Annotated in this window: 17 protein-coding genes; 11 read left to right on the forward strand and 6 right to left on the reverse strand. The window is 47.7% G+C overall.

Annotation, left to right across the window (positions count from 1 at the left end):
- Positions 1 to 4: 4 nt before the first annotated feature.
- The 5 genes from W04_RS03085 (at position 5) to W04_RS03100 (ending at position 3,963) form a co-directional block, all read left to right on the forward strand.
- A complete protein-coding gene (locus W04_RS03085; RefSeq protein ID WP_306341146.1) occupies positions 5 to 1,159 on the forward strand; it encodes a murein hydrolase activator EnvC in 1,155 nt (384 codons plus the stop codon).
- A gap of 33 nt (positions 1,160 to 1,192) precedes the next feature.
- Positions 1,193 to 2,392, forward strand: a complete 1,200-nt coding sequence (locus W04_RS03090; protein WP_022943378.1) for a S41 family peptidase — start codon at positions 1,193 to 1,195, stop codon at positions 2,390 to 2,392.
- Positions 2,393 to 2,456: 64 nt separating this feature from the next.
- The gene (locus W04_RS03095; protein WP_051034422.1) at positions 2,457 to 3,221 is read left to right on the forward strand and encodes a divergent polysaccharide deacetylase family protein; all 765 of its coding nucleotides are present in this window, start codon (positions 2,457 to 2,459) and stop codon (positions 3,219 to 3,221) included.
- A 261-nt stretch (positions 3,222 to 3,482) separates the two neighbouring features.
- Positions 3,483 to 3,656 carry a DUF1328 domain-containing protein gene (locus tag W04_RS18675; protein WP_022943376.1) on the forward strand — a complete coding sequence of 58 codons (174 nt, stop codon included), beginning with the start codon at positions 3,483 to 3,485 and terminating at the stop codon, positions 3,654 to 3,656.
- Between the two features lie 109 nt (positions 3,657 to 3,765).
- Positions 3,766 to 3,963, forward strand: coding sequence for a hypothetical protein (locus W04_RS03100; RefSeq protein WP_022943375.1), 198 nt, complete (start codon positions 3,766 to 3,768; stop codon positions 3,961 to 3,963).
- Positions 3,964 to 4,026: 63 nt separating this feature from the next.
- Here the strand turns inward: W04_RS03100 and tkt are convergent, their stop codons facing one another.
- Positions 4,027 to 6,018, reverse strand: coding sequence for a transketolase (gene tkt / locus W04_RS03105; RefSeq protein ID WP_053909766.1), 1,992 nt, complete (start codon positions 6,016 to 6,018; stop codon positions 4,027 to 4,029).
- Between the two features lie 367 nt (positions 6,019 to 6,385).
- Between tkt and metK the strand changes: the two genes are divergently transcribed.
- Positions 6,386 to 7,537, forward strand: coding sequence for a methionine adenosyltransferase (metK, locus tag W04_RS03110; protein ID WP_022943373.1), 1,152 nt, complete (start codon positions 6,386 to 6,388; stop codon positions 7,535 to 7,537).
- A gap of 74 nt (positions 7,538 to 7,611) precedes the next feature.
- Here metK and W04_RS03115 read toward each other — a convergent pair whose 3' ends face one another.
- Both W04_RS03115 and W04_RS03120 read right to left on the reverse strand, forming a co-directional pair.
- The gene (locus tag W04_RS03115) at positions 7,612 to 8,259 is read right to left on the reverse strand and encodes an START domain-containing protein (protein ID WP_053909767.1); all 648 of its coding nucleotides are present in this window, start codon (positions 8,257 to 8,259) and stop codon (positions 7,612 to 7,614) included.
- Complete coding sequence (locus tag W04_RS03120) at positions 8,234 to 9,757, reverse strand: CYTH and CHAD domain-containing protein (protein ID WP_053909768.1); 1,524 nt, start codon at positions 9,755 to 9,757, stop codon at positions 8,234 to 8,236. Before W04_RS03120 ends, W04_RS03115 begins: the two co-directional genes overlap by 26 nt.
- Positions 9,758 to 9,960: 203 nt before the next feature.
- Here W04_RS03120 and W04_RS03125 point away from each other — a divergent pair, with 203 nt between their 5' ends.
- The gene (locus W04_RS03125; RefSeq protein ID WP_022943370.1) at positions 9,961 to 10,551 is read left to right on the forward strand and encodes a TIGR04211 family SH3 domain-containing protein; all 591 of its coding nucleotides are present in this window, start codon (positions 9,961 to 9,963) and stop codon (positions 10,549 to 10,551) included.
- Positions 10,552 to 10,671: 120 nt separating this feature from the next.
- Here W04_RS03125 and W04_RS03130 read toward each other — a convergent pair whose 3' ends face one another.
- Positions 10,672 to 11,154 carry a winged helix-turn-helix transcriptional regulator gene (locus W04_RS03130; protein ID WP_022943369.1) on the reverse strand — a complete coding sequence of 161 codons (483 nt, stop codon included), beginning with the start codon at positions 11,152 to 11,154 and terminating at the stop codon, positions 10,672 to 10,674.
- A gap of 256 nt (positions 11,155 to 11,410) precedes the next feature.
- On the opposite strand from W04_RS03130, the gene putA reads away from it, so the two are divergent.
- The 3 genes from putA (at position 11,411) to W04_RS03145 (ending at position 18,819) form a co-directional block, all read left to right on the forward strand.
- A complete protein-coding gene (gene putA / locus W04_RS03135) occupies positions 11,411 to 15,214 on the forward strand; it encodes a bifunctional proline dehydrogenase/L-glutamate gamma-semialdehyde dehydrogenase PutA (RefSeq protein WP_053909769.1) in 3,804 nt (1,267 codons plus the stop codon).
- Between the two features lie 129 nt (positions 15,215 to 15,343).
- Positions 15,344 to 16,555 (forward strand): HD-GYP domain-containing protein, encoded by a 1,212-nt coding sequence (locus W04_RS03140; protein ID WP_053909770.1) that lies wholly within the window; start codon positions 15,344 to 15,346, stop codon positions 16,553 to 16,555.
- A 197-nt stretch (positions 16,556 to 16,752) separates the two neighbouring features.
- Entirely contained in the window at positions 16,753 to 18,819 is a 2,067-nt protein-coding gene (locus W04_RS03145) for a catalase (RefSeq protein ID WP_053909771.1), read from the forward strand.
- Between the two features lie 46 nt (positions 18,820 to 18,865).
- Here W04_RS03145 and W04_RS03150 read toward each other — a convergent pair whose 3' ends face one another.
- Positions 18,866 to 19,879 (reverse strand): general secretion pathway protein GspB, encoded by a 1,014-nt coding sequence (locus W04_RS03150; protein WP_053909772.1) that lies wholly within the window; start codon positions 19,877 to 19,879, stop codon positions 18,866 to 18,868.
- An 11-nt stretch (positions 19,880 to 19,890) separates the two neighbouring features.
- Positions 19,891 to 20,808, reverse strand: coding sequence for an ExeA family protein (locus W04_RS03155; RefSeq protein ID WP_053909773.1), 918 nt, complete (start codon positions 20,806 to 20,808; stop codon positions 19,891 to 19,893).
- Between the two features lie 157 nt (positions 20,809 to 20,965).
- Here W04_RS03155 and W04_RS03160 point away from each other — a divergent pair, with 157 nt between their 5' ends.
- A complete protein-coding gene (locus W04_RS03160) occupies positions 20,966 to 22,066 on the forward strand; it encodes a tRNA nucleotidyltransferase (RefSeq protein WP_053909774.1) in 1,101 nt (366 codons plus the stop codon).
- Positions 22,067 to 22,078: the final 12 nt, after the last annotated feature.

Raw genomic sequence — 22,078 nt, forward strand, 5'->3', positions numbered from 1 at the left:
CTCGATGCCGATGGTTTTATTGAGTCACAAACGTCAAAAGGTGTCGCTGCTGTGCGCGACACTTTTGGCGTTCCTAAGCTTCAATAGCTTTGCTAACGAGAACCGCACCAAGCAAGACTTAACCGAAGTCCAACAAGAATTAAAAAAGAGCCAACAGAATTATCAGCAGCAGCAACGCTCGCTGGATAAGTTACAGAGCCAACTCAAGAACTCAGAGCAAGCTATCGCTGTAAATGCAAAGGAGTTACGTGCGCTCGATAACAAGCTCGCAGACAACGAACGGCAACACCAAAAGTTACAACAACAGGCTGAACAGCTGGAGTCGCGTCGTAAAAAGCTTGATAAAGTACTTGCAGCCCAAGTAAAGAGCGCCTACATGGTGGGTGGGCATGATTATTCAAAGATGCTGTTAAACCAACAAGACACAGCCAAGTTAGAGCGCACCATTAGCTATTACGACTATTTCAACAAAGCTCGTTTGCAACAGCTTGAAGCGTTACAACAGACAATGCGTGAAATAGCGCAAAACCAAGCAGCGCTGCAACAAAACAGACAACAACTGGCGAAGCTACGCGAGCAAGAACAACAGCAGCAACAGCAATTAGTTGCAGCTAAAGCACAACGTCAATCTCAGGTCCAAGAGCTACAAGGTAAATTAAATCAACTGCAAAGCTCGATAGCGTATTTAAAAGATAATGAGCAGACCTTACTGGATACCCTAGCGGAGCTAGAGCGCAGTAAAGACCGCCAAGTAGCTATGTTAGGTCTGGGTAGCAGCAAAGGAAAATTAACTTGGCCGACACGGGGTAAGCTTACCCACCGCTTTGGCACCCGTAAACGCCAAGGGTTCAATTGGAAAGGGGTGGTGATCGCAGCCAGTGAAGGGAGCAGTATAACCAGTATAGAGGATGGCCAAGTGGTCTTTGCTGACTGGCTAAGAGGTTTTGGTTGGGTCATGGTGGTCGATCACGGCAAGGGTTATATGAGCCTATACGGCCACGCTCAAGCATTACTTAAAGAAGTGGGCGATCCAGTTTATAAAGGCGAAACAATCGCTTTAGTAGGCCAGAGCGGCGGTCAAATTGATCCTGGTCTATACTTTGAAATACGCCACAAAGGACGTGCCGTTAACCCAACGACATGGTGCAAGTCCTCCTAATTGAATAGAGGCTGCACCTCAAGGGGGCAGCCGATGTTTGTATTCACAACTTACCTATACAAGCGCTTGTTACTAGGGCTCAGTTTTTTAGCCTTAGTGGTACTAGCGCCTGCTTCATTGGCAAAGGACAGCCAACTCGATGAAGTGCTTTTTCACATCAACAACTACTACGTTGAGGAAGTGGACCGCGACAAGTTAGACCAACATGTACTCAGCAGTTTATTACAAGAGCTTGATCCATATAGCGAGTTCCTTGATGAGCAAGAGTTAAAACGATTATTCGATGTCACCAATGGCCAATACAAGGGCCTGGGAATCGAAGTAGAACAGCGTGACAAACATGTAGTGGTGATCTCCGCCCTACCCAACTCACCCGCCCGGGCCGCTGGCTTACAACGTGGTGACGTTATCGTGTCTATCAATGGCACTAAGGTGAATAATACTACTTTAGAAGAAGTCTCTGCTCTGATCAGCAGTCGTGAAGATGGTCAAGTGCATTTAGCCGTTGCTCGCGCAGGCCATTCACAACGCCTCGACTTTCAGCTTACCCGTCAGCCTATCCACATTGAAAGCGTCGCCAGTGAGCTCAAGGCCAATGGCATGGGCTACTTACGTATTAATAGCTTCAACAATCATAGTTTTCATGATGTCGCGCGTCACATCACCATGATGCAAAACGCCAACGGCGCCATACTCAACGGTTTGCTTATTGACCTGCGTGACAACCCAGGCGGTACCCTCGACAGTGCCATTGCCATTGCCGATTTATTTTTGTCTCAAGGTGTTATTGTCTCCACTCGAGGTCGCTTTGTGGAGGCTAATCAACGCTTTGAAGCAAAAGCTGGGGACATAATTCAAGGCGCCCCCATGGTCGTGCTGATCAATGAGGGCTCAGCTTCCGCTGCAGAAATTGTTGCCGGCGCGCTCAAGGATAATGACCGGGCAACCGTGGTAGGGACTCGCTCCTATGGTAAAGGGTCGGTGCAGTCATTGATCCCCTTAGGCGATGGCCGCAGTGCTTTGAAGCTGACCACAGCGAAGTACTATACCCCCTCTGGCGTGTCCATTGAGGGGACTGGCATCGTTCCTGATGTGCCGATATTGCAACCTGCCCTTTCGCAATCAAATAAAGAAGTTATAATCAGCTTAGCTGAGGGGCAAAGTGCGCATAAAAACTTAACCGCACTGCTTGATAAACAATTACTAAAAGCTCAGCAACTATTAGAACAATAAAAACGCAGGCTCGGCTTTTAGCACGGGCCTGCACACTAATCATCAACAAAGATAAAAACACATTGTGCGCTTTTTAATATGGACTACGTTGTGTGTGCTGGTGCTCTTATCACCAGTACATGCGAAGCAAATCGCTATTGTCATTGATGACATAGGCTATCATCGTAATGACATGGCTGCCTTGCACTTGCCTGGCGCTGTAACTTACTCGGTGCTCCCTTTTACTCCTTACGCCACTCACTTTGCTCAACAGGCAGGGGCCTTAGATAAAGAGGTGCTTTTGCATGCCCCCATGCAAGCTATAAACGGTAAAGCGTTAGGGCCTGGGGGGCTGACAATGGATATGTCAAAAGAAGCTTTCCAACACGAGCTACGCAAGGCATTAGCCAGCCTACCCAATGCGCGCGGCGTCAATAATCACATGGGCTCGCTGCTAACCCAGCAAAATGCGCCGATGAGCTGGACTATGGAAGTGCTAAAAGAGCAGGATTTGTTTTTTCTCGACAGTAAAACAACTCCCAATTCAAAAGCGCAAACAATTGCCGGGCTATACGGTGTCAGCAATATTGCTCGCCATGTTTTTCTCGATAATATCACCACCGAGCAGCAACTACGTTATCGTTTTGAGCAGCTAAAGACTCTCGCCGATAAGTATGACTACGCAGTTGCAATTGCTCACCCCTACCCCGAAACGTTTGCCTTTTTGCAACAGGCATTGCAAGAGCTCGAGGGCGAAGGTTTCCAACTTGTGCCTTTATCTCAGCTAGTGCAGCAGCGCACAATTCGGCTTGCGCAGGCCGATAAAAAAAGTGTAACCGAGGAAGAGTAGAGGCCTCTAAAACAATCATAAGTGGCATGGCTGCTGATGACTGGACTCTGGTGCCGATAAACCACCTCCTCAGTATTCAACACCTGCCCAAGTGCTTGTTCTATGAACATAAAATTAATCTGTATCTTTTACACAAACAGTGAAAGCTTTTCTTTTCCTCTAGAGCACAAAAAACAACAAACCCATTAAAATCAACACTTTAAAAGTTGGCATGGACTTAGCAACGTATATTCCGAAACGCAAATCTATGGAGGGTACATTATGTTAGGTTGGTCAATTGCATTTTTAGTTATCGCTTTGGTCGCAGCACTTTTAGGTTTCGGTGGCATTGCTGGTGCAGCCGCTGGCATCGCTAAAATTATTTTCTTTGTATTCTTGGTACTGCTGGTTATCTCCCTTGTTGCTGGCGCCATTCGTGGTAAAGCGCCAAGGTAGTTATTAGTTTTACAGCACAAGCGGTCACAGGCGGGATAAAACCCGCGACCGCAACCAAAACACGTTTTTTGAATCCAGATTTAAAGAGTTAATATCTAAGGAGAGTTCTATGTTTAATCATTCAGCAACAAAAGCATTTATCGCTACATTATTTGCCGCAGTATTCGCTATGGGCTGTGAAGACAGTGGCGGTGCCGAAGAGGCAGGTGAAAAGATTGATGAGGCGATCACAGACACTCAAAACGCGGTCGAAGACGCGTGTGAGAATGTTAAAGAAAACGCCGGTGCAGAAGAAACAAACTGCTAATACAGGCTTATCTTCAAACAAAAAACCCGCGAAGTTCGCGGGTTTTTTTACGTCTCTAATTATTTAAAACTGACTGTTGGCCGCCGCAACCACATTGTCTACGGTGAAGCCAAAGTGCTTAAACAATTCGCCCGCTGGCGCTGATTCACCAAAGCTAGTCATGCCGATAACTTTACCATTCAAACCAACATACTTGTACCAGAAGTCGGCAATGCCTGCCTCTACGGCGACACGGCGAGTCACACTGCTGGGTAGGACACTTTCTTTGTACTGTGCGTCTTGTTGATCGAACAAGTCCGTTGATGGCATAGACACCACGCGTACCTGACGACCTTGAGCGCGAAGCTCAGAAGCTGCATCCATAGCAAGTTGTACTTCCGAGCCTGTGGCAATCAGGATAACTTCTGGCTCGCCATCACAGGTTAATACATACCCACCTTTTTTCACATCAGCAAGCTGCTGCGCATCGCGTGCTTGCTGAGCAAGACCTTGACGCGTAAAGACCAGCGACGTTGGCCCATCTTTGCGCTCTATCGCTTGCTGCCACGCAATGGCTGATTCAACTTGGTCACATGGACGCCAATTCACTAGATTCGGTGTATAACGTAGGCTCGCCATTTGCTCAACCGGTTGGTGAGTCGGTCCATCTTCACCCAGGCCGATGGAATCGTGGGTGTAAACGAAAATGCTAGGCGTCTTCATAAGAGCGGCCATGCGCACCGCATTACGCGCATACTCCATAAACATTAAAAAGGTTGCACCGTAAGGAATGAAACCTTTGTGCAAGGCAATACCATTCATAATGGCGGACATGCCAAATTCACGCACCCCATAGAAAATATAGTTACCTGACGCGTCGTCTTTACTAAGGCCTTTTGAACCACTCCAAATCGTTAAGTTCGACCCTGCCAAATCGGCTGAGCCGCCCATAAACTCAGGTAGCATGGGGCCAAAGGTATTTAAGGCATTTTGCGATGCCTTACGTGTTGCAGGGCTATCAGGGTTTGCTTGTAACTGCTCAATATAGGCTTGTGACTTCTCGGCCCAATCAGCAGGCAATTCACCATTTTGGCGACGTTCAAACTCCGCAGCAAGCTCAGGGTATGCCGCTTTGTATGCCGCAAACTTATCCTGCCAACTTTGCTCTGCTTGCGTGCCCTTCTCTTTGGCGTCCCACTGTTGATAGATATCATCAGGAATCGCAAAGGCGTCATGAGGCCAACCTAAGAACTCGCGAGCAGCTTTAATTTCATCATCGCCCAACGGTGCACCGTGGCAATCATGGCTTCCTGATTTATTCGGAGAGCCGTAACCAATCACTGTTTTACAACAGATAAGCGTTGGCTTGTCACCTTGGGCGCGGCCTTCATCAATAGCAGCGCGAATAGCCTCGCTATCGTGACCATCCACATTACGGACCACGTGCCAGCCGTAAGACTCAAAACGCGCGGGAGTGTCGTCACTAAACCAGCCTTCAACCTCACCATCAATAGAAATACCGTTGTCGTCCCAAAACGCAATCAACTTACCAAGGCCTAGAGTTCCTGCAAGCGAACACGCCTCGTGAGAAATCCCTTCCATCAAGCAGCCGTCGCCCATAAAAGCGTAAGTATAGTGATCAACAATTTCATGGTCAGCGCGATTAAATTGAGCAGCAAGGGCTTTCTCCGCGATTGCCATTCCTACCGCATTGGTGATCCCCTGTCCAAGCGGGCCCGTAGTAGTCTCAATACCCGGAGCATAACCGTATTCAGGGTGGCCCGGAGTTTTTGAATGAAGCTGACGGAAGTTTTTAATTTCCTCAATAGGAAGATCATAGCCGCTTAAGTGTAAAAGCGAATAAATCAGCATTGAACCGTGGCCATTTGAGAGAATAAATCGGTCACGGTCAGCCCAGTTAGGGTTGCTCGGGTTATGCTTAAGATAATCGCGCCACAGTACTTCGGCGATATCGGCCATGCCCATCGGGGCACCCGGATGACCTGATTTAGCTTGTTGAACCGCGTCCATGGAAAGCACGCGAATGGCGTTTGCAAGTTCTTTGCGTGATGGCATGAATTCTCCTACCTTTAAATGTATTTGCGCTGGGGCTTCACTCGCGCTCATGCTGGCGCGGGTAAAGAATAAGACGAAAGCCCATTCTTACTTATTCATCTGCCCCCTGCAATTAAAAATTGGGCATCGAACGAGTAACTTTAGAATTACTCATAACGAATAAAAATACTGATAACTAAAAGAGTACAAAAACACCAAGCAATAAAGGTCAAAAGACCGCTATACAATCAATTTTATTTAGACGTCTAGGCGTAAAAAGCTAGGAAATCACCTGTGATTTAGCTAGAATACGCGCCTTAATTTATGCTGCGCTCAACCCAGTGGCTGGTATGATCTTGGGAAGCGCGATACTTGTGAGCAGAAACTTATGGCAAAACATTTATTTACTTCTGAGTCTGTGTCTGAAGGACACCCGGATAAAATCGCTGACCAAATTTCTGATGCGGTACTCGATGCTATTTTGGCGCAAGATCCCCATGCCCGTGTAGCCTGCGAAACCTATGTGAAGACCGGTATGGTGATGGTCGGTGGTGAAGTCACAACCAGTGCTTGGGTCGATATTGAAGAGTTAACGCGCAAAACCGTGCGTGAAATCGGCTACACCCATTCCGATATGGGCTTCGATGCCGACTCATGTGCAATTCTAAACACCATTGGTAAGCAGTCTCCTGATATTAATCAAGGTGTTGACCGCGCTCGTCCAGAAGAGCAAGGTGCAGGTGACCAAGGCTTGATGTTTGGTTATGCCTGTAATGAAACCGACGTGCTCATGCCAGCGCCCATTACCTATTCACACCGCTTGGTACAACGCCAAGCCGAAGTGCGCAAAAATGGTGAATTACCCTGGTTACGTCCAGACGCCAAGTCACAGGTAACCTTTGCTTATGAGAATGGCAAGGCCGTTGGTATCGATGCCGTCGTGCTGTCAACGCAACACTGCGATTCTATTGCGCAAGATGACTTGGTTGAAGCGGTCATGGAGACCATTATCAAACCAACGCTACCGGCAGAGCTTATTACCGATGCGACTAAGTTCTTCATTAACCCCACTGGACGCTTCGTGATCGGTGGCCCGATGGGGGATTGCGGCTTAACTGGTCGTAAAATCATCGTTGATACTTATGGCGGTATGGCACGTCACGGTGGTGGCGCATTCTCAGGTAAAGATCCATCGAAAGTGGACCGCTCTGCCGCTTACGCAGCACGTTACGTTGCTAAAAATATAGTCGCGGCCGGCCTGGCCGATAAATGCGAAATCCAAGTGTCTTATGCCATTGGCGTTGCCGAGCCAACCTCCATCAGTGTTGAAACCTTTGGCACCGGCAAATTAGACGAAACGCGTTTAATCGAACTGATCCGCAAGCATTTCGACTTACGTCCTTATGGTTTAATTCAAATGCTTGATTTAGAACGTCCGATTTATCAGCCTACAGCGGCTTACGGCCACTTTGGTCGCAATGAATTCCCATGGGAAGCGACCGATAAAGCACAGGCACTTAAAGCCGACGCTGGATTATAAGTGAATTACCTATAAGTTAATTGAAAAGCGCCTATATGGCGCTTTTTTTATAGCTATAACCCCACTCTCGGCAGTTAATCCTCGCCGCAATCGCCGGCACTGATTGGCACGACTTGCAGAGCGTGTACTGCTGCTAACTGACTTTTCAAGCTCATCATAGTTTTAGATACACTTTTCAACGATACTTTATTACTGAGCCAGCGTGGAAGCTTACCACCTGGGTCGGCAAAAACCTGATAGCGGATAAGTAAGCCGTCGTCTTGCTGCGTCATTCGCCAGTTAGCAGTCAAGGTTGTGATGCGTATCCTATCACTTTTACGAGCGATATTTGGGTTATAGGCATGCACCCGTAACTCAGTGGTATAGTCATTGACACGCTGATAGCAACTTTGTGTATAAAGCTCCCTATCAGCAACGGGCCAAGGCGAATTAATCACCGTGTATACGCGGTTGCGATTGCCTTGAGAGTGCAAAAGACGAACTTCTTGTACTGCATGCAACCACTGCGATGCTTGTTGGGTGTTATACAGTAGCGTCAGTAACTGAGCTGTGCGGGCGTCGGCAACGAAAAGCTCAGCATAAATATGGTAGATACCATCTTTACTGACGGTATAGACCACTTTCAAATCAGGGAGGTTTTTATAATTCCGCCAAGGTTGGATTTCAGCCCCAGCTGCAAAGCTGAGGCTAAGTAGGCTAATCGCGCCAATAAGGTTGAACATCACGAGTCGCTTCTCGGCTTTGCTCCATGGCACTCAACAGACTATCGGTTTTTTGCGTCAACCAAGCCTGAATTTTGATGAATTGCTCGCTCTCATTACCTTGGCACAGCTGACCAAGGTAATCGAGGGTGAATAATTCAAAAGTGCCGTGCACAATATCTAGCCATGGCGCCCGAAAGCTCATGCGCAAAGACTCATCAAACAATGCGCCCAAACAACAGCCACTTAAAAGATTGCGTTCCAAGCGCTGCTTAAGCTGTAAGTACTGCTCGCTGGCTAGCGGCTGTTGAGGCTCAACGAGCTCTTTCATTTCCTGCCAATCATAGTCGAGTAGCCGTGCCGCCAGATCATGAATTGGCTGTTCACCAGCCTGAAGTTGCGCTTGCCCCCATGATTGTCGCCACCCTCGCTCAGTCAACCAGATTGTTAAATCTAACAACAGCAGGTTATAGCGTGTGCTAGTGAATATAGCCTGGACATCGTCAATGCTTGGTTGGATGGATTTTAGATCGCCTATCACCTGAGTCAGCTCTGGTGCTGCATTGATTTTCTTATAATAAGCATGCTTTTTCGAGGTAAAGGTTTTCAGTTGAATCGCCGTCTCGACCCAACTTAACTCGCTCAGTAACCACTTAAGTTCGCCGCGCAGACGCTCGGTCGCTTGTTTTTCAACGATATCGCTGAATAACCACAAACTATGGCGAATAAGACTGACACCATCGGTTACCCGTTTCAGCGTTTTAAGGGTCGGCTTTTGGAAATAACATTGTTCGTGTTTTTGTACAAAAGCAATGCCATAACTCAAGCACTTCTCCAGTGCCCGCTCTTGGCTGTCATCGTTGCTCAGCGGCACAAGGCCAATCTCTTTACTGGCTTTGAGCGGCTGATCGTCCGCCAGCCGATAACCTCGAGCTGCCTTTGAGTAATAACCCATGCGTAGAGGCAGGTTATCGATTAATTTTTCAGCTAGGGAAAACAGCTCACTGCGCTCACCCTTTACTAATTCAATCTCAAGCTCGCAAATCGGCTCTACATTGGCGTTGGCCGATACCTCACCCTTATCCAGCACCACCTCTATTTCAGTCCCTGCTTGGGTTTCAACTAACCAAGTGCGACGAATAAAGTTAGTACTAAATAGCGGATAGAGATTGTCGGCTAACGCGTCCACTTGCACCCCATGAGGCCAAATACTGGCATCAAAGTCGTGCAGCTCTGGACGATTTCCGTCAATAGGCAAATTGTACTCTGGACGCTGGTGCAGCCCACCCACGTTCTCACCTGCAAGCTTAATGGTTTGCTCACAAACGCCGTCACAACAGCGAGTACGAAGACCAATATCTAATGCTCTAAGCTCTCGGCTCGGGGTGTCGAAATAAGCATTTTGCAGGTTGCGTGCGGGTTTATTTTTTACGGTTTTTGCAAACTGGGTAATGAGTGCGGGTATGGACGGTATCACCGCCTCGGAAACTAAAAACTTAAGCTCTATCTCAGTGTCCATGCGCTATAGGAAGACCAATGAAATCGTCAAAAGCACAACATAAACAAAGCCGCCTACGAATGCAAACATTTTGCCATTTGGCCGTGCTATTTTGCCCCTTTACCCGCGTCGGTGAGTTACAAAATCACCCTTGCCAATCACTGCGCCAACCCATACTATGCTGGGATTGGAGAAATTATTTACGTAAAACAAGGTTAAGTTGGATGGTCAAACACGCCTGTGTCGCGCTCGCTTTTATGCTCAGCGCATTGTTCACCACCGCAGCACACGCAGAACAAGGCACCGCCTATATCAGTGATGAACTGTATATTTTTATGCACTCTGGAGCAGGTAAAAACTACCGCATTTTAGGTTCAGTTGATGCGGGCACGCCAGTGACACTGGTGAGCGGTGAAGAAAATAACGGCTTTCTCGAGATAATCGATGATAAACAGCGCCAAGGCTGGGTTGAAACTAAGTTCATCAACCAAGATAAAAGTTTAAAGATTCAATATCAGGAACTTGGTGAGCAGCTGGCACAAACTCAACAGGCGTTGCGCAATGCCCAAGCACAGCTTCCCGAGCTACAAACGCTGAATCGCGACTTGCAGGAGCAAGCCCAGCAGTTGCAAGCTCAGCTAGATCAAGCGATTGCCGAGCGCGACGCGCTTAATGCTAAACAACAAGGCTTAAAGGCCAAAGAAAAGCGACAGTTACTCACCTACGGTGGGGCAATTGCATTTATTGGTCTATTCTTAGGAATAATCCTCACCGTTATTTTGTCGCGCCGCAAGCGCTATGACGGATGGGCATAATCATTATTTTCAATTTGCATTGAGCCAAAAAGAGCACCTAGGTGCTCTTTTTTTTGCCAGTCGCTAATAGCGCTATTCGTAAACTCTATATTACAGCTTGTGTTTGCATGCTCAGGGCATTCACAGCTCGATACTGAGCCCGGTATCTTCTTTTACTTTTTCAATCACCATATACGTATGATGCGTACCGACCCCAGGAATATCCACTAAATCTCCCAGTACTTGGCGGTATTCGTTCATATCACTGACCCGCACCTTGAGTAAGTAGTCGTAGCCTCCAGCAACCATATCGCACTCCACTACTTGTGGTGTATTGAGGATATGCTCTTTAAAAGTTTTAAATACCGAGGTATTAGATGTCACTAACGACACCTGCACATGGGCCAATAAACTTTGGTTTAATTTTTGCTCACTGAGCTTAGCATGATAGCCTTCAATAAAGCCTTCTGATTCGAGCCGTTTTACACGGTCGAGGCAAGGGCTAGGACTGAGGTTAACTTGCTTAGCTAAATTGACGTTAGAGATCCGACCATTGCGTTGTAAAACGTCGAGAATAGCGAGATCGATTCGGTCTAAGGTGCGAGGTTTAGCTGTTAAAGACATAGCAGCATTTTATACGGACAACGAAGAAATATGCCCTGTAAATTATCGTATTTCGAAAAATTAAACCAGCATATTCTGCGGCATTTTCATTAGAATGCCCGCGAATATGTATTCATATTGAGTGCAATCTCACCTTCGCGTTTTAGCAGCGGGGTGACCTACACTGTAGTAATTGTCGTAACCGAGGCCCCACCATCTCACCTTGTGGTGTGGGTACAGTTGCTATTTTTAGACTCCATGATTTTGAGGGTTGCTTATGTTATTTGAAGGCAATTTGATTACTGAATGCCCTATCCGCCAGAAGATCCGTGACTTTTATCGTATCGATGAAAACGAAGTCATTGATCATATTTTACCACTGGCTGAAGTAGGCGTTACGGCACGCAGTCGCGCTTGGGAGCGCGCACGACAAATGGTATTGAATATTCGCAAGGACCAAGATGGTCAAAACGGTATTGATGCCCTGTTAAATGAGTTCTCCCTGTCGACTGAGGAAGGGGTGGTGTTAATGTGTTTGGCAGAAGCGCTATTGCGAGTGCCAGACAAAGAAACACAGGATAATTTAATTCGCGATAAACTCGCTAATGGCGACTGGAGTTCGCACTTAGGTAGCAGTGAGTCGCTATTTGTTAATGCCTCATCGTGGGGCTTGTTGGTCACCGGAAAAATGGTGAACTACACCGACAAAAACAAAGAAGAACAGTTTGGCCTGCTAAAACGCACCATGGGCCGCCTTGGCGAACCGGTGATCCGTAAAGCAGTGAACTATGCCATGAAGATCATGGGCAAGCAGTTCGTTATGGGGCAAACCATTGATGAAGCCATTGAACGCGCCGAAGAAACCGAGCGCAAAGGCTATGTTTACTCATACGACATGCTAGGGGAAGGCGCCCGCACTATGGCGGATGCTGATCGCTACTACGACAGCTACGTCAATGCAATTAATGCCATTGGTAAAGCGGCCAACGGTCGCGGCCCAGTAAAAAGCCCCGGCATTTCCGTTAAATTATCAGCAATTCATCCACGCTACGAGTTCACCCACCGTGAACGCGTTATGTCAGAGATTGTGCCCAAGCTAAAAGAGCTTGCACTGTTGGCGAAAAAATACGATATCGGCCTCACCGTTGACGCCGAAGAAGCCGACCGCCTAGATATTTCTCTTGATGTCATTGAAGCGGTATACAGCGATCCCGATTTAGGTGACTGGCAAGGTTTTGGTCTGGCGGTACAAGCCTATCAAAAACGCGCTATTTTTGTTTGTGAGTGGCTTACAGAACTTGCTCGTCGCGTAGGTCGTAAACTGATGGTGCGTTTGGTTAAAGGCGCTTACTGGGACACCGAGATTAAAACCACACAGCAAGACGGTTTAGAGCACTTCCCGGTCTTCACCCGTAAAGCTACCACCGATGTGTCGTACAAAGCCTGTGCCATCAAACTAATGGAAGCACGTGATGCGCTATTCCCACAGTTTGCCACTCACAATGCTTACACTGCAGCGACCATTTTAGAGGTCGCTAAAGGTGACCATCACGGCTTTGAATTCCAGCGCTTACACGGCATGGGTGAATCTCTTTACGACCAAATTGTACTCAAAGAAAAGATTCAATGTCGTGTGTATGCGCCAGTGGGCCAGCATGAAGATTTGCTTGCTTACTTGGTACGTCGCCTACTTGAAAACGGCGCCAACTCGTCATTTGTAAATGCCATTGTTGATACTAAGCAACCGGTAGAAGCACTGCTGCCAGACCCGGTAGAGACCCTGCAGGGTCTGCGTAATAAATACAACAAGCAGATCAAATTACCTATCGAGCTTTATGGTAGTGAACGCGCCAACTCAAAAGGCTTAGACCTGACTGATATCAATGCCATCACGCCGCTAAAAGAAAACCTTGATACCTGGTTCGAAGAACATCGTATTAGCGACGATCAGGTTGCTGAGGGTAACTTAGCAGTGCGTAACCCTGCTAATCACAAGGAAATCATCGGCCAATTGCATTTGCAAAGTGGCGAAGAGATGAAGACCTTATTGGAAAATGCCGAAAAAGAGTTTATCTCTTGGTCAGCAACGCCAGTAAAAGAGCGCGCAGACTTATTGCGTCGTGTCGGCGATATCCTTGAGCGCCACCATGATGAGCTGGTTGCCTTGTGTATAAAAGAAGCCGGGAAAGTGACCCAAGATGGCATCGATGAAGTCCGTGAAGCTGTGGATTTCTGCCGCTACTATGCCGCACGCGCCGAAGAACTGGCCGAGGACGAGCGTTTCGAGGCACGTGGCGTGATCCTCTGTATTAGCCCATGGAACTTCCCACTGGCTATTTTCCTTGGCCAAGTTGCAGCGGCTATCGTTACTGGTAATACCGTGATTGCCAAGCCAGCGGAGCAAACCAGTCTTATCGCTTTGCGCGCCATTGAACTGATGCATTCCGTCGGCTTGCCACAACATGTGGTGCAGCCAGTGATTGCTCGCGGTAGCGAAGTGGGTGAACATATTGTTCCTGATGAGCGCATCCAGGCCGTGATGTTCACAGGCTCCACAGAAACAGGCACACTGATTTCCCGTACCTTAGCGGCTCGTAACGACATCCAAGTGCCCTTGATTGCCGAAACGGGCGGTCAAAACTGTATGATTGTCGATTCGACAGCGCTGCCGGAACAGGTTGTTGATGATGTCATCAAGTCTGGCTTTCAAAGCGCGGGTCAACGCTGTTCGGCATTGCGCGTGTTATTTATTCAAGAAGATGTTGCCGATGGCATGATTGAAATGCTCAAAGGCGCATTGGCCGAGTTGCATGTGGGCGACCCTGCCTACCTGTCTACCGACATCGGGCCGGTGATTGATGAAAAAGCACTGAAAACCCTCAACGATCATGTTGAGTACCTCAAAGGCAATGCGACCTTGCATTATGAATGTGCGATTCCTAATAACAGCGAGAACGGCGCGTACTTCTTTGCTCCGCGACTGTATGAAATCAAAGATTTATCGGTGCTCAAGCGCGAAGTATTTGGTCCTATCGTGCATATTGTTCGCTACAAAGCCAGTGAGTTGGACGATGTGATCGATCAAATCAATGGTACTGGCTATGGCCTGACCATGGGTGTGCACTCTCGTATTGAAGAGCGCTGCCAATATGTCGCTCGTCAATCTCGTGCCGGTAACGTATACGTTAACCGCAATATGATTGGCGCTATTGTTGGTGTGCAACCTTTCGGTGGTCGAGGCCTATCTGGCACCGGACCGAAAGCCGGTGGCCCTAACTACCTATTGCGCTTGGTCAAAGAGAAGGCCTCGCCTGATAACGTGCAAATGACTGATTTGCCACCTGATGAGCGTGACCTTCACCATTACTCCGGCGCCAGCGAGAAAGTTGAAGAGCTGATGAGTAATTCAATGCGCGATGAGAAGATTTGGCGCGCCACCGCGTTGAATGATCGTGTTTCCGCATTGCGTCAGTTACTGGCGAAGTTGGCAACGGTAGAGATCCTCGATGAGCTAGCCGATGACTTAGCAATGACCTTGAGCGATGCCAGAGCACAAATCAACCGTATCGAAAAGCGGATGAAACGCCATAAAGAGCTGCCGGGGCCAACAGGGGAATCAAACACTCTGCATCTCGAACCTCGTGGCTGTGTCGTGTGTTATGCCGATAAGAGTACGTCCTTTAATTTCTGGGCTATCTCTATCATCACCGCATTAGCGGCTGGTAACACAGTGATCACCGTGGCCTCAGAATTGTTCTATGAAGAAGCGCAAGCATTCAGAGATAAGTTCGTTGCCACAGGCGTTGCCGAAGGCGTATTGCAGGTAGCAAAACCTAATCAGCTACAGGCGATTTTGGCTCACCGCCACCTAGCCGGTGCTGTAGTGGCCGCACGCTCATCGCGCTTAGGTTACTTCGCGCAGCAACTCGCGGGCCGTAAAGGCGCTATCCTGCCAGTGATCAGTGCCGAGTACTACGACACGCTGATTAATCGTCTACTGACCGAAAAAACGATCAGTATTGATACCACCGCATCAGGGGGCAATACGTCACTGATGACGCTCGTGGAAGACGACGAATAGTTATAACTAAGCTATTGATTAAAAAGGCGCCGTCGGCGCCTTTTTTATTGCCTGCAGCAGTAATTGTTGCTACCTAGCAAGGGGAAACTTTGCTATGTTTTAAGGAAGAGTTCATAAAGCGGTAAATCAATGCACGATACCATCTCCATCAATCAGCTTAAGCCCGGTATGTTTGTTGTTCAGGTCAGCAAGCAATCAGGCTCTGTGAAAATAAAAAATCAGGGCTGGGTAAAAACGCAAACCGCGATTGATAAGTTAAAAAAAGTGGGCGTGCAGGAAATCATTATCGATCCCGACAAGACGCTACAGCGCAAAAAACCAAGCAAAGAAGCACAACCAAAACCCACTTCAACGGAGTCCGCGAAGCCACAGAGCAGCGACCCTTGGGCGAGCAGTGTGAGCGTTGAAAGCGAACTTAACAAAGCACAACGCCTATACAGCGAAGCTAAACAATTACAAAGCAAAGCTTTTAAAGATATTAAAGCGGGCCGTAAGATTGATGTAGGACCTTTCAAAGACGTAGCCAAAGGCTTTATGGATTCGGTGTTTCGCAATCAAGATGCGCTGGCCTGTCTCACTCGTTTACGGGAAAAAGATGCCTACTTGATGGAGCACTCTATTAATGTCTCCATCTTGATGACTATTTTCGCCAAACACTTGCGCCTCGATACTGACACCATTCATGAGTTAGCCACTGGTGCTTTACTGCACGACATTGGCAAAATAAAAATCCCCGATGAGATTTTACATAAACCGGGGCGCTTGACTGAGCAGGAATTCGCGGTCATAAAAGATCACGCACGCTTCAGTAAAGAAATCTTAGAGCAATCAGGCCTAACCGGCATTGCCGTCGATATTGCCGGGTTTCACCATGAGCGCATTGACGGCACTGGTTACCCTTTCGGCAAAAAAGCTGAGGAGATCAGTCAGTATGTGCGCATGGCATCGATAGTCGACGTTTACGATGCGCTAACCGCCGAGCGCGTTTATAAAGAAGGCATGACCCCAATTCAGGCATTTAAAATTCTCAAAGATGGCGTCCCCAATAGCTTTGATGGTGAGTTATTAAACCGCTTTATCCAATGCATTGGCGTGCACCCCGTAGGCACCTTGGTGAAGCTCACCAATCATAAGGTGGGAGTGGTGTCGCGCAGCAACCCTAATGACCCTCTCAAACCTCAGGTCAAAACCTTCTACAATGCTAAGCATGCCCACTACACTCAGGTTGAGGATATAGATTTAACCCGAGCTCGGGCCAACGAAGAGCTCGAAGCAGCTGTTAAACCTGAGCTTTTCAACATCGACCTGATGCGTTTTTTCAAGCACTCACTGATGCCTTAAAAAAGAACTATATAGGGTGCTGAGCGGTATTGTTGAAAAAGTTACAGCGCCCTGTGCAACTTGTTCCCGTTTTCTTCCCTTCTAAAAACGAAAACAACGCTGAAAGCCAAGCAATACCCGCTGACTTTGTGATGGTCCCTATTTTGCTACAAACTCATTATTCACTCTACTTTTGAAATGAGCAATAAGGATGGCAAATGGCTGAATCATTCAAATACCAAGGCAATAAAGGCAGTGGTGGTGAGCTTCACCAAAAAGCATCAGAAAAGCACCCAACGATGACCACAGCTCAAGGCTGTCCGGTAAGTGATAATCAAAACTCACTGACCGCCGCTAAGCGTGGCCCAGGACTGCTAGAAGATCATGTGCTACGTGAGAAACTATTTCATTTTGATCATGAGCGTATCCCTGAACGAGTGGTGCATGCTCGTGGTTACGGTGCGCACGGTTACTTCGAGACTTATGAGTCACTATCGCAATTAACCTGTGCTGACTTATTTCAACGTAAAGGTGAGAAGACCCCAGTTTTTGCTCGCTTTTCAACTGTTGCTGGCAATAAAGGCTCACCTGATTTAGCGCGTGATGTTCGTGGCTTTGCAGTAAAATTCTATACCCAAGAAGGTAATTGGGATTTAGTGGGAAATAACATTCCGGTATTTTTCATTCAAGACGCAATGAAATTCCCAGACCTCATTCATAGCGCCAAGGCAGAGCCGGACAGAGGGTTTCCGCAGGCACAAACGGCTCATGACAACTTTTGGGATTTTATCAGTCTTACGCCGGAGTCCATGCACATGGTTATGTGGGCCATGTCGGACCGCGCTATTCCCCGTTCACTGCGCTTTATGGAAGGTTTTGGCGTGCATACCTTTAAGTTTATCAATGCCGAGGGAGAGGAAAACTACGTTAAATTTCATTGGAAACCAAAACAGGGGATGCAATCAGTGGTTTGGAACGAAGCACTGAAGCTGAACGGCGCAGATCCCGACTATCATCGTCGTGATATGTGGGAGTCGATTGCCAAAGGCGACTACCCCGAGTGGGAGCTAGGGGTTCAAGTGTTCAGCCAAGAGTTTGCTGATCAGTTCGAGTTTGATGTGCTCGATGCCACCAAGCTTATTCCAGAGGAGCAAGTGCCGGTGCAAATAGTTGGCCGCATGGTACTCAACCGCGCCGTTGATAACTTTTTTGCAGAAACAGAACAAGTTGCTTTTTGTACACAAAATATTGTCCCGGGATTAGATTTTACTCCGGACCCATTATTACAGGGGCGCAATTTTTCGTATGTAGATACGCAAACTAAGCGCTTAGGGGGCCCTAATTTTACTCATATCCCAGTGAACGCCCCAAAATGCCCAATGGCTCACTTTCACCAAGATGGTCATATGGCTATGCACAACCCTAAAGGCCGCATAAACTATGAGCCGAACTCTTGGCAAGAACATGAGCATAATCCTCGAGAGTGTCCAACAACAGGATATAAAAGCGCTTCAGAGCATACAGACGGCGATAAACTTCGTTATCGTTCAGAGACCTTTGCCGATCACTATAGTCAAGCAAGGCAGTTTTACCTCAGTCAAACGCCGATAGAGCAAGCCCATATTCACTATGCTCTGGTATTCGAGCTATCTAAAGTAGAGCACCTTGCCATTCGTGAACGCGTGGTCTCACACTTACTTAATATTGATACCACCTTAGCTAATGAGGTCGCCGATGGTCTACGTCTGCAAACTATGCCGGAGCCTGCACAAGCAGCTATGCCCACTCGAGATGATTTACCTACATCAGATGCATTGAGTATTTTGAAAAATACTGCGCACACTTTTGCTGGCCGAAAACTGGGGATTCTAATCAGTGATGGTTTCGACTTAACACTTTTTAAAGCGCTGACCACTGCATTAGATAACGAGGGCGCACGCTATGAAGTGATAGCGGCGCAGGTCGGAGGCGCAAAATCAAGCTGCGGCCATCATCACCAGGCTGATCAAGTTATCAACGGCGGGCCTTCTGTGCTGTATGACGCTATAGCCGTGTTAACAACCAAAGAAGGTGCTGAAAAGTTAGCTGACATTGCTGAGGCCAAGGACTTTATTAGTGATGCTCACGCGCACATGAAGTTTATCGGTTATACCGAGCATGTCTCGCCTTTAATCTCTGCTGCTGGCCTTGGACAGAGCAAAGACGAGGGTTGGATAGACTTCGACTCGACTGATATCACTCAATTTGTAGAGCAGCTACGTCAGTTACGTTTTTGGCAGCGCTAAAATCCACTAGGGGAAGTGTTACACACTTCCCCTTAATCGCTTAGCGCTACGGCCAATCTTGCATCGCTTCGAGGCTAAATTCATAGTTATCAATGCTCAAAATGCTCTGCTCTGGGGTAATTTCTACGACCCGTAGACGACCCACAGAATCGCCCTCATACAGTTCGTAACCATTGATTTTTATCCACCGTTTGCTTTGCTCTGTGGCATAAATATGAGCTTGATAAACAAGTTTAGGAATACGGTTCTGGATGGTCTCAGGCAATAGCTCTATCGGATCTGCCATTGAGCTGGCGCGACTTGCGGTGGTGACTGAATCATCGGTTTCCATATTTTCAGTGGCTGCCACGGCATCGGCAAATGCGCGTTTTAAATCATCAGATACCCCAGCTAATTGAGCATCATTTTGTTGCTCATAGGTGCGCTCAGCACCGCTGTCATTTTGATTGCTCAAGCCATTGTTGTAGCCGTTATTCACTTGCTTAGACTGTGAGTAAGCGTGGGTCTGTGTCATGGGCTGTCCAACCACCCTATATTGCCCTTGATTTGCTGCTTGCGTATTCATATTAGCCTGATAGTGAGGCTGTATTTGCATAGCGGTATTAGCCTGTGTTGGCACCCATTGCATGTAAGCCCCAGGTGCTGAATAAGGTTGAGTCATTTGCGGCATAACATACACAGGAACCATTTGCTGATAAGGGTTCACTTGCCCTGGCATTTGCAATGCTTGCATATTGACTTGTCCCGGGGACGTTGCCACATTTGCCTCGCTATCCGTGGCTGTAGTAGGCGCTTGCTCAGTCGCGTCTGAGCGTTGTGCAGGCGATTCAGTCGCCGCTTTCGCTTGCTTGCTTGGGTGCTCCTGAGGCTGCGTATGTAACTGCCATTGCTTACCGACAAAATACCCGATGGCCAACGTAATCAATACAATAACAACTAACAGCAAAGACCAGGTTAAACGTCGATAAAAACGCAGCGCCTGTTGCTGCTCAAGGCCTTCGCCGGGAAGCTGTGCACCGGGATTTTGTGATTGTTTGAGTGCATCTAATAACAGTGACATAAATAGTTGCCTTAAATGATGTAAGATAAGCCAATGCCCAAGGCAAATAGCATCATAATGCCACCGAGGGTGAAAATAAATCGCCAATACCGACCTTGTTGGCGAGGCAGAGGTTGCTCTGTTTCAGGCAAGGCTTCACGCGCAGCTTGCACAATAATACGCTTATTAATGTGATTCACCTGCGCCGAATACGCTCCTAATAAAGCTCGTTCACACAACAAGTTAATCAGCCTAGGGATCCCCCCTGTAAGTTGATGCACGTACTTTACTGCACCTTTGTCGAACAAGGTTTGTCGACCCCCTGCTACCTTTAAACGATGTTTTATATAAGCATCCACCTGAGTCAAAGCTAACGGCAATAAGTGATAGCGCGCGGTAATGCGCTGCGCAAGTTGGCGCAATTCATTGCGACGCAATAGAGTTTGCAGCTCGGGTTGACCCACAAGGATAATTTGCAGCAATTTTTTGTGGTTTGTTTCCAGGTTAGTCAGTAATCGCAATTGCTCTAACACTTGTGGAGCAAGATGTTGCGCTTCATCAATGATCAACATGGTATGACGCCCTTGCTGGTGATTATCCAGTAAGCGCGCTTTAATTAAGTCCGTCAGCACCTTCAGGGTGGCTTTTTCTGAGTCATACGAAATAGCCAACTCATCACAAATACTCGCCAGTAACTCCAGCTCAGATAAGGTTGGGTTAAGAATAAAGGCAACCTGTGTAGAGTCTGGCACTTGCTCCAACATACAACGAGTGACGGTGGTTTTCCCCGTGCCCACTTCACCAGTCAGCAATACAAACCCGCCTGACTCCCCAAGCCCGTGCGTTAAATGGGCAAGCGCCTCTTTGTGACGTTCACTCAAATACAAGTATTCTGGATTCGGCGCAATAGAAAACGGCTTTTCGCTTAAGCCAAAATAGTCTTGATACACAAACAAGGTCCTTTGAGTTTGTCGCCCAGGTTAACTGCGCCGAGCAATCGCTGCGCACAGTCGTTTTTATTATCGCGCCTATAATGACAAAAAAACGCCAGCGAGAAAACTCTGATACAATCATCACCATTAATAACAGCACAATAACGGAATGAGCATGCAAACCTACCTTGTCGGCGGCGCAGTACGAGATAAATTATTAGGCCGCAAAGTCAAAGAGTACGATTATGTTGTGGTCGGTGCGACAGTAGAGCAAATGAAGACGCTGGGCTTTACTCAAGTAGGTAGGGACTTTCCCGTTTTTTTGCATCCCAAAACCAAGGATGAGCATGCTCTGGCACGCACTGAGCGTAAGCAGGGACAAGGGTATACCGGGTTTATTTGCGACTTTACGCCAGACATCACACTAGAGCAGGACTTAGCGCGACGCGATTTAACAGTCAATGCCATTGCTGAAGATGCTGAAGGTCAACTGATTGACCCTTATCATGGCCAGAAGGACCTTGAGCAACGCATATTACGTCATGTCAGCCCCGCCTTTAGTGAAGACCCGCTGCGAGTACTTCGAGTCGCACGCTTTCGCGCTCGTTACCATGAATTGGGCTTCACGATTGCTGATGAAACACTAACGCTAATGCGAGAGATAGCCGCCAGTGGCGAACTTGCAAGCTTAACACCCGAGCGTGTTTGGTTAGAATGGCATAAAGCTCTGGAAGACGGCTATATCGACTGCTTCGTTGATGCTTTGTATCAGGCACATGCTTTAACTGAGTTATGCCCTGCACTCGCCACTCGCTGGCCTGAACAGCACGCTTGGCTAACCCCGCGTATTGACTATGCACGCCAGCAAAGCTTAGCGGCTACTGCCCATTTCGCACTACTGATGTGTGATCTCAGTCACGATGAACGTGAAGCCTTTTTCCAACATTTTCGCGTCCCTAATCAATTTATTCACAGCGCTCAATTGTTGGCCCAACATCTTCAGATACTGGCCCAATACGATGCTGAGATACTGCTGGAGCTATTTAATGCCATTGATTTATGGCGCCGCCCAGAGCACCTCAATCAATTACTGATAAGTTACGATGCCTACACCTTAGGTCAGTTCGACACTCAGCATCAGGTACGCCAAGCCGCGCACCATGCTCAACAAGTCAGTGCCCAAACCTATATCCAACAAGGGATCAGTGGCGCTGCAATTAAAACGGCTTTGCAGCAGGGGCGATTAGCGGCTATCCGCGAAGCTCTTGAGGGCTAAATAAAAGGTAGT

It is taken from the genome of Pseudoalteromonas sp. SW0106-04 (genome assembly GCF_001293805.1).
GTDB lineage: Bacteria > Pseudomonadota > Gammaproteobacteria > Enterobacterales > Alteromonadaceae > Pseudoalteromonas > Pseudoalteromonas ruthenica.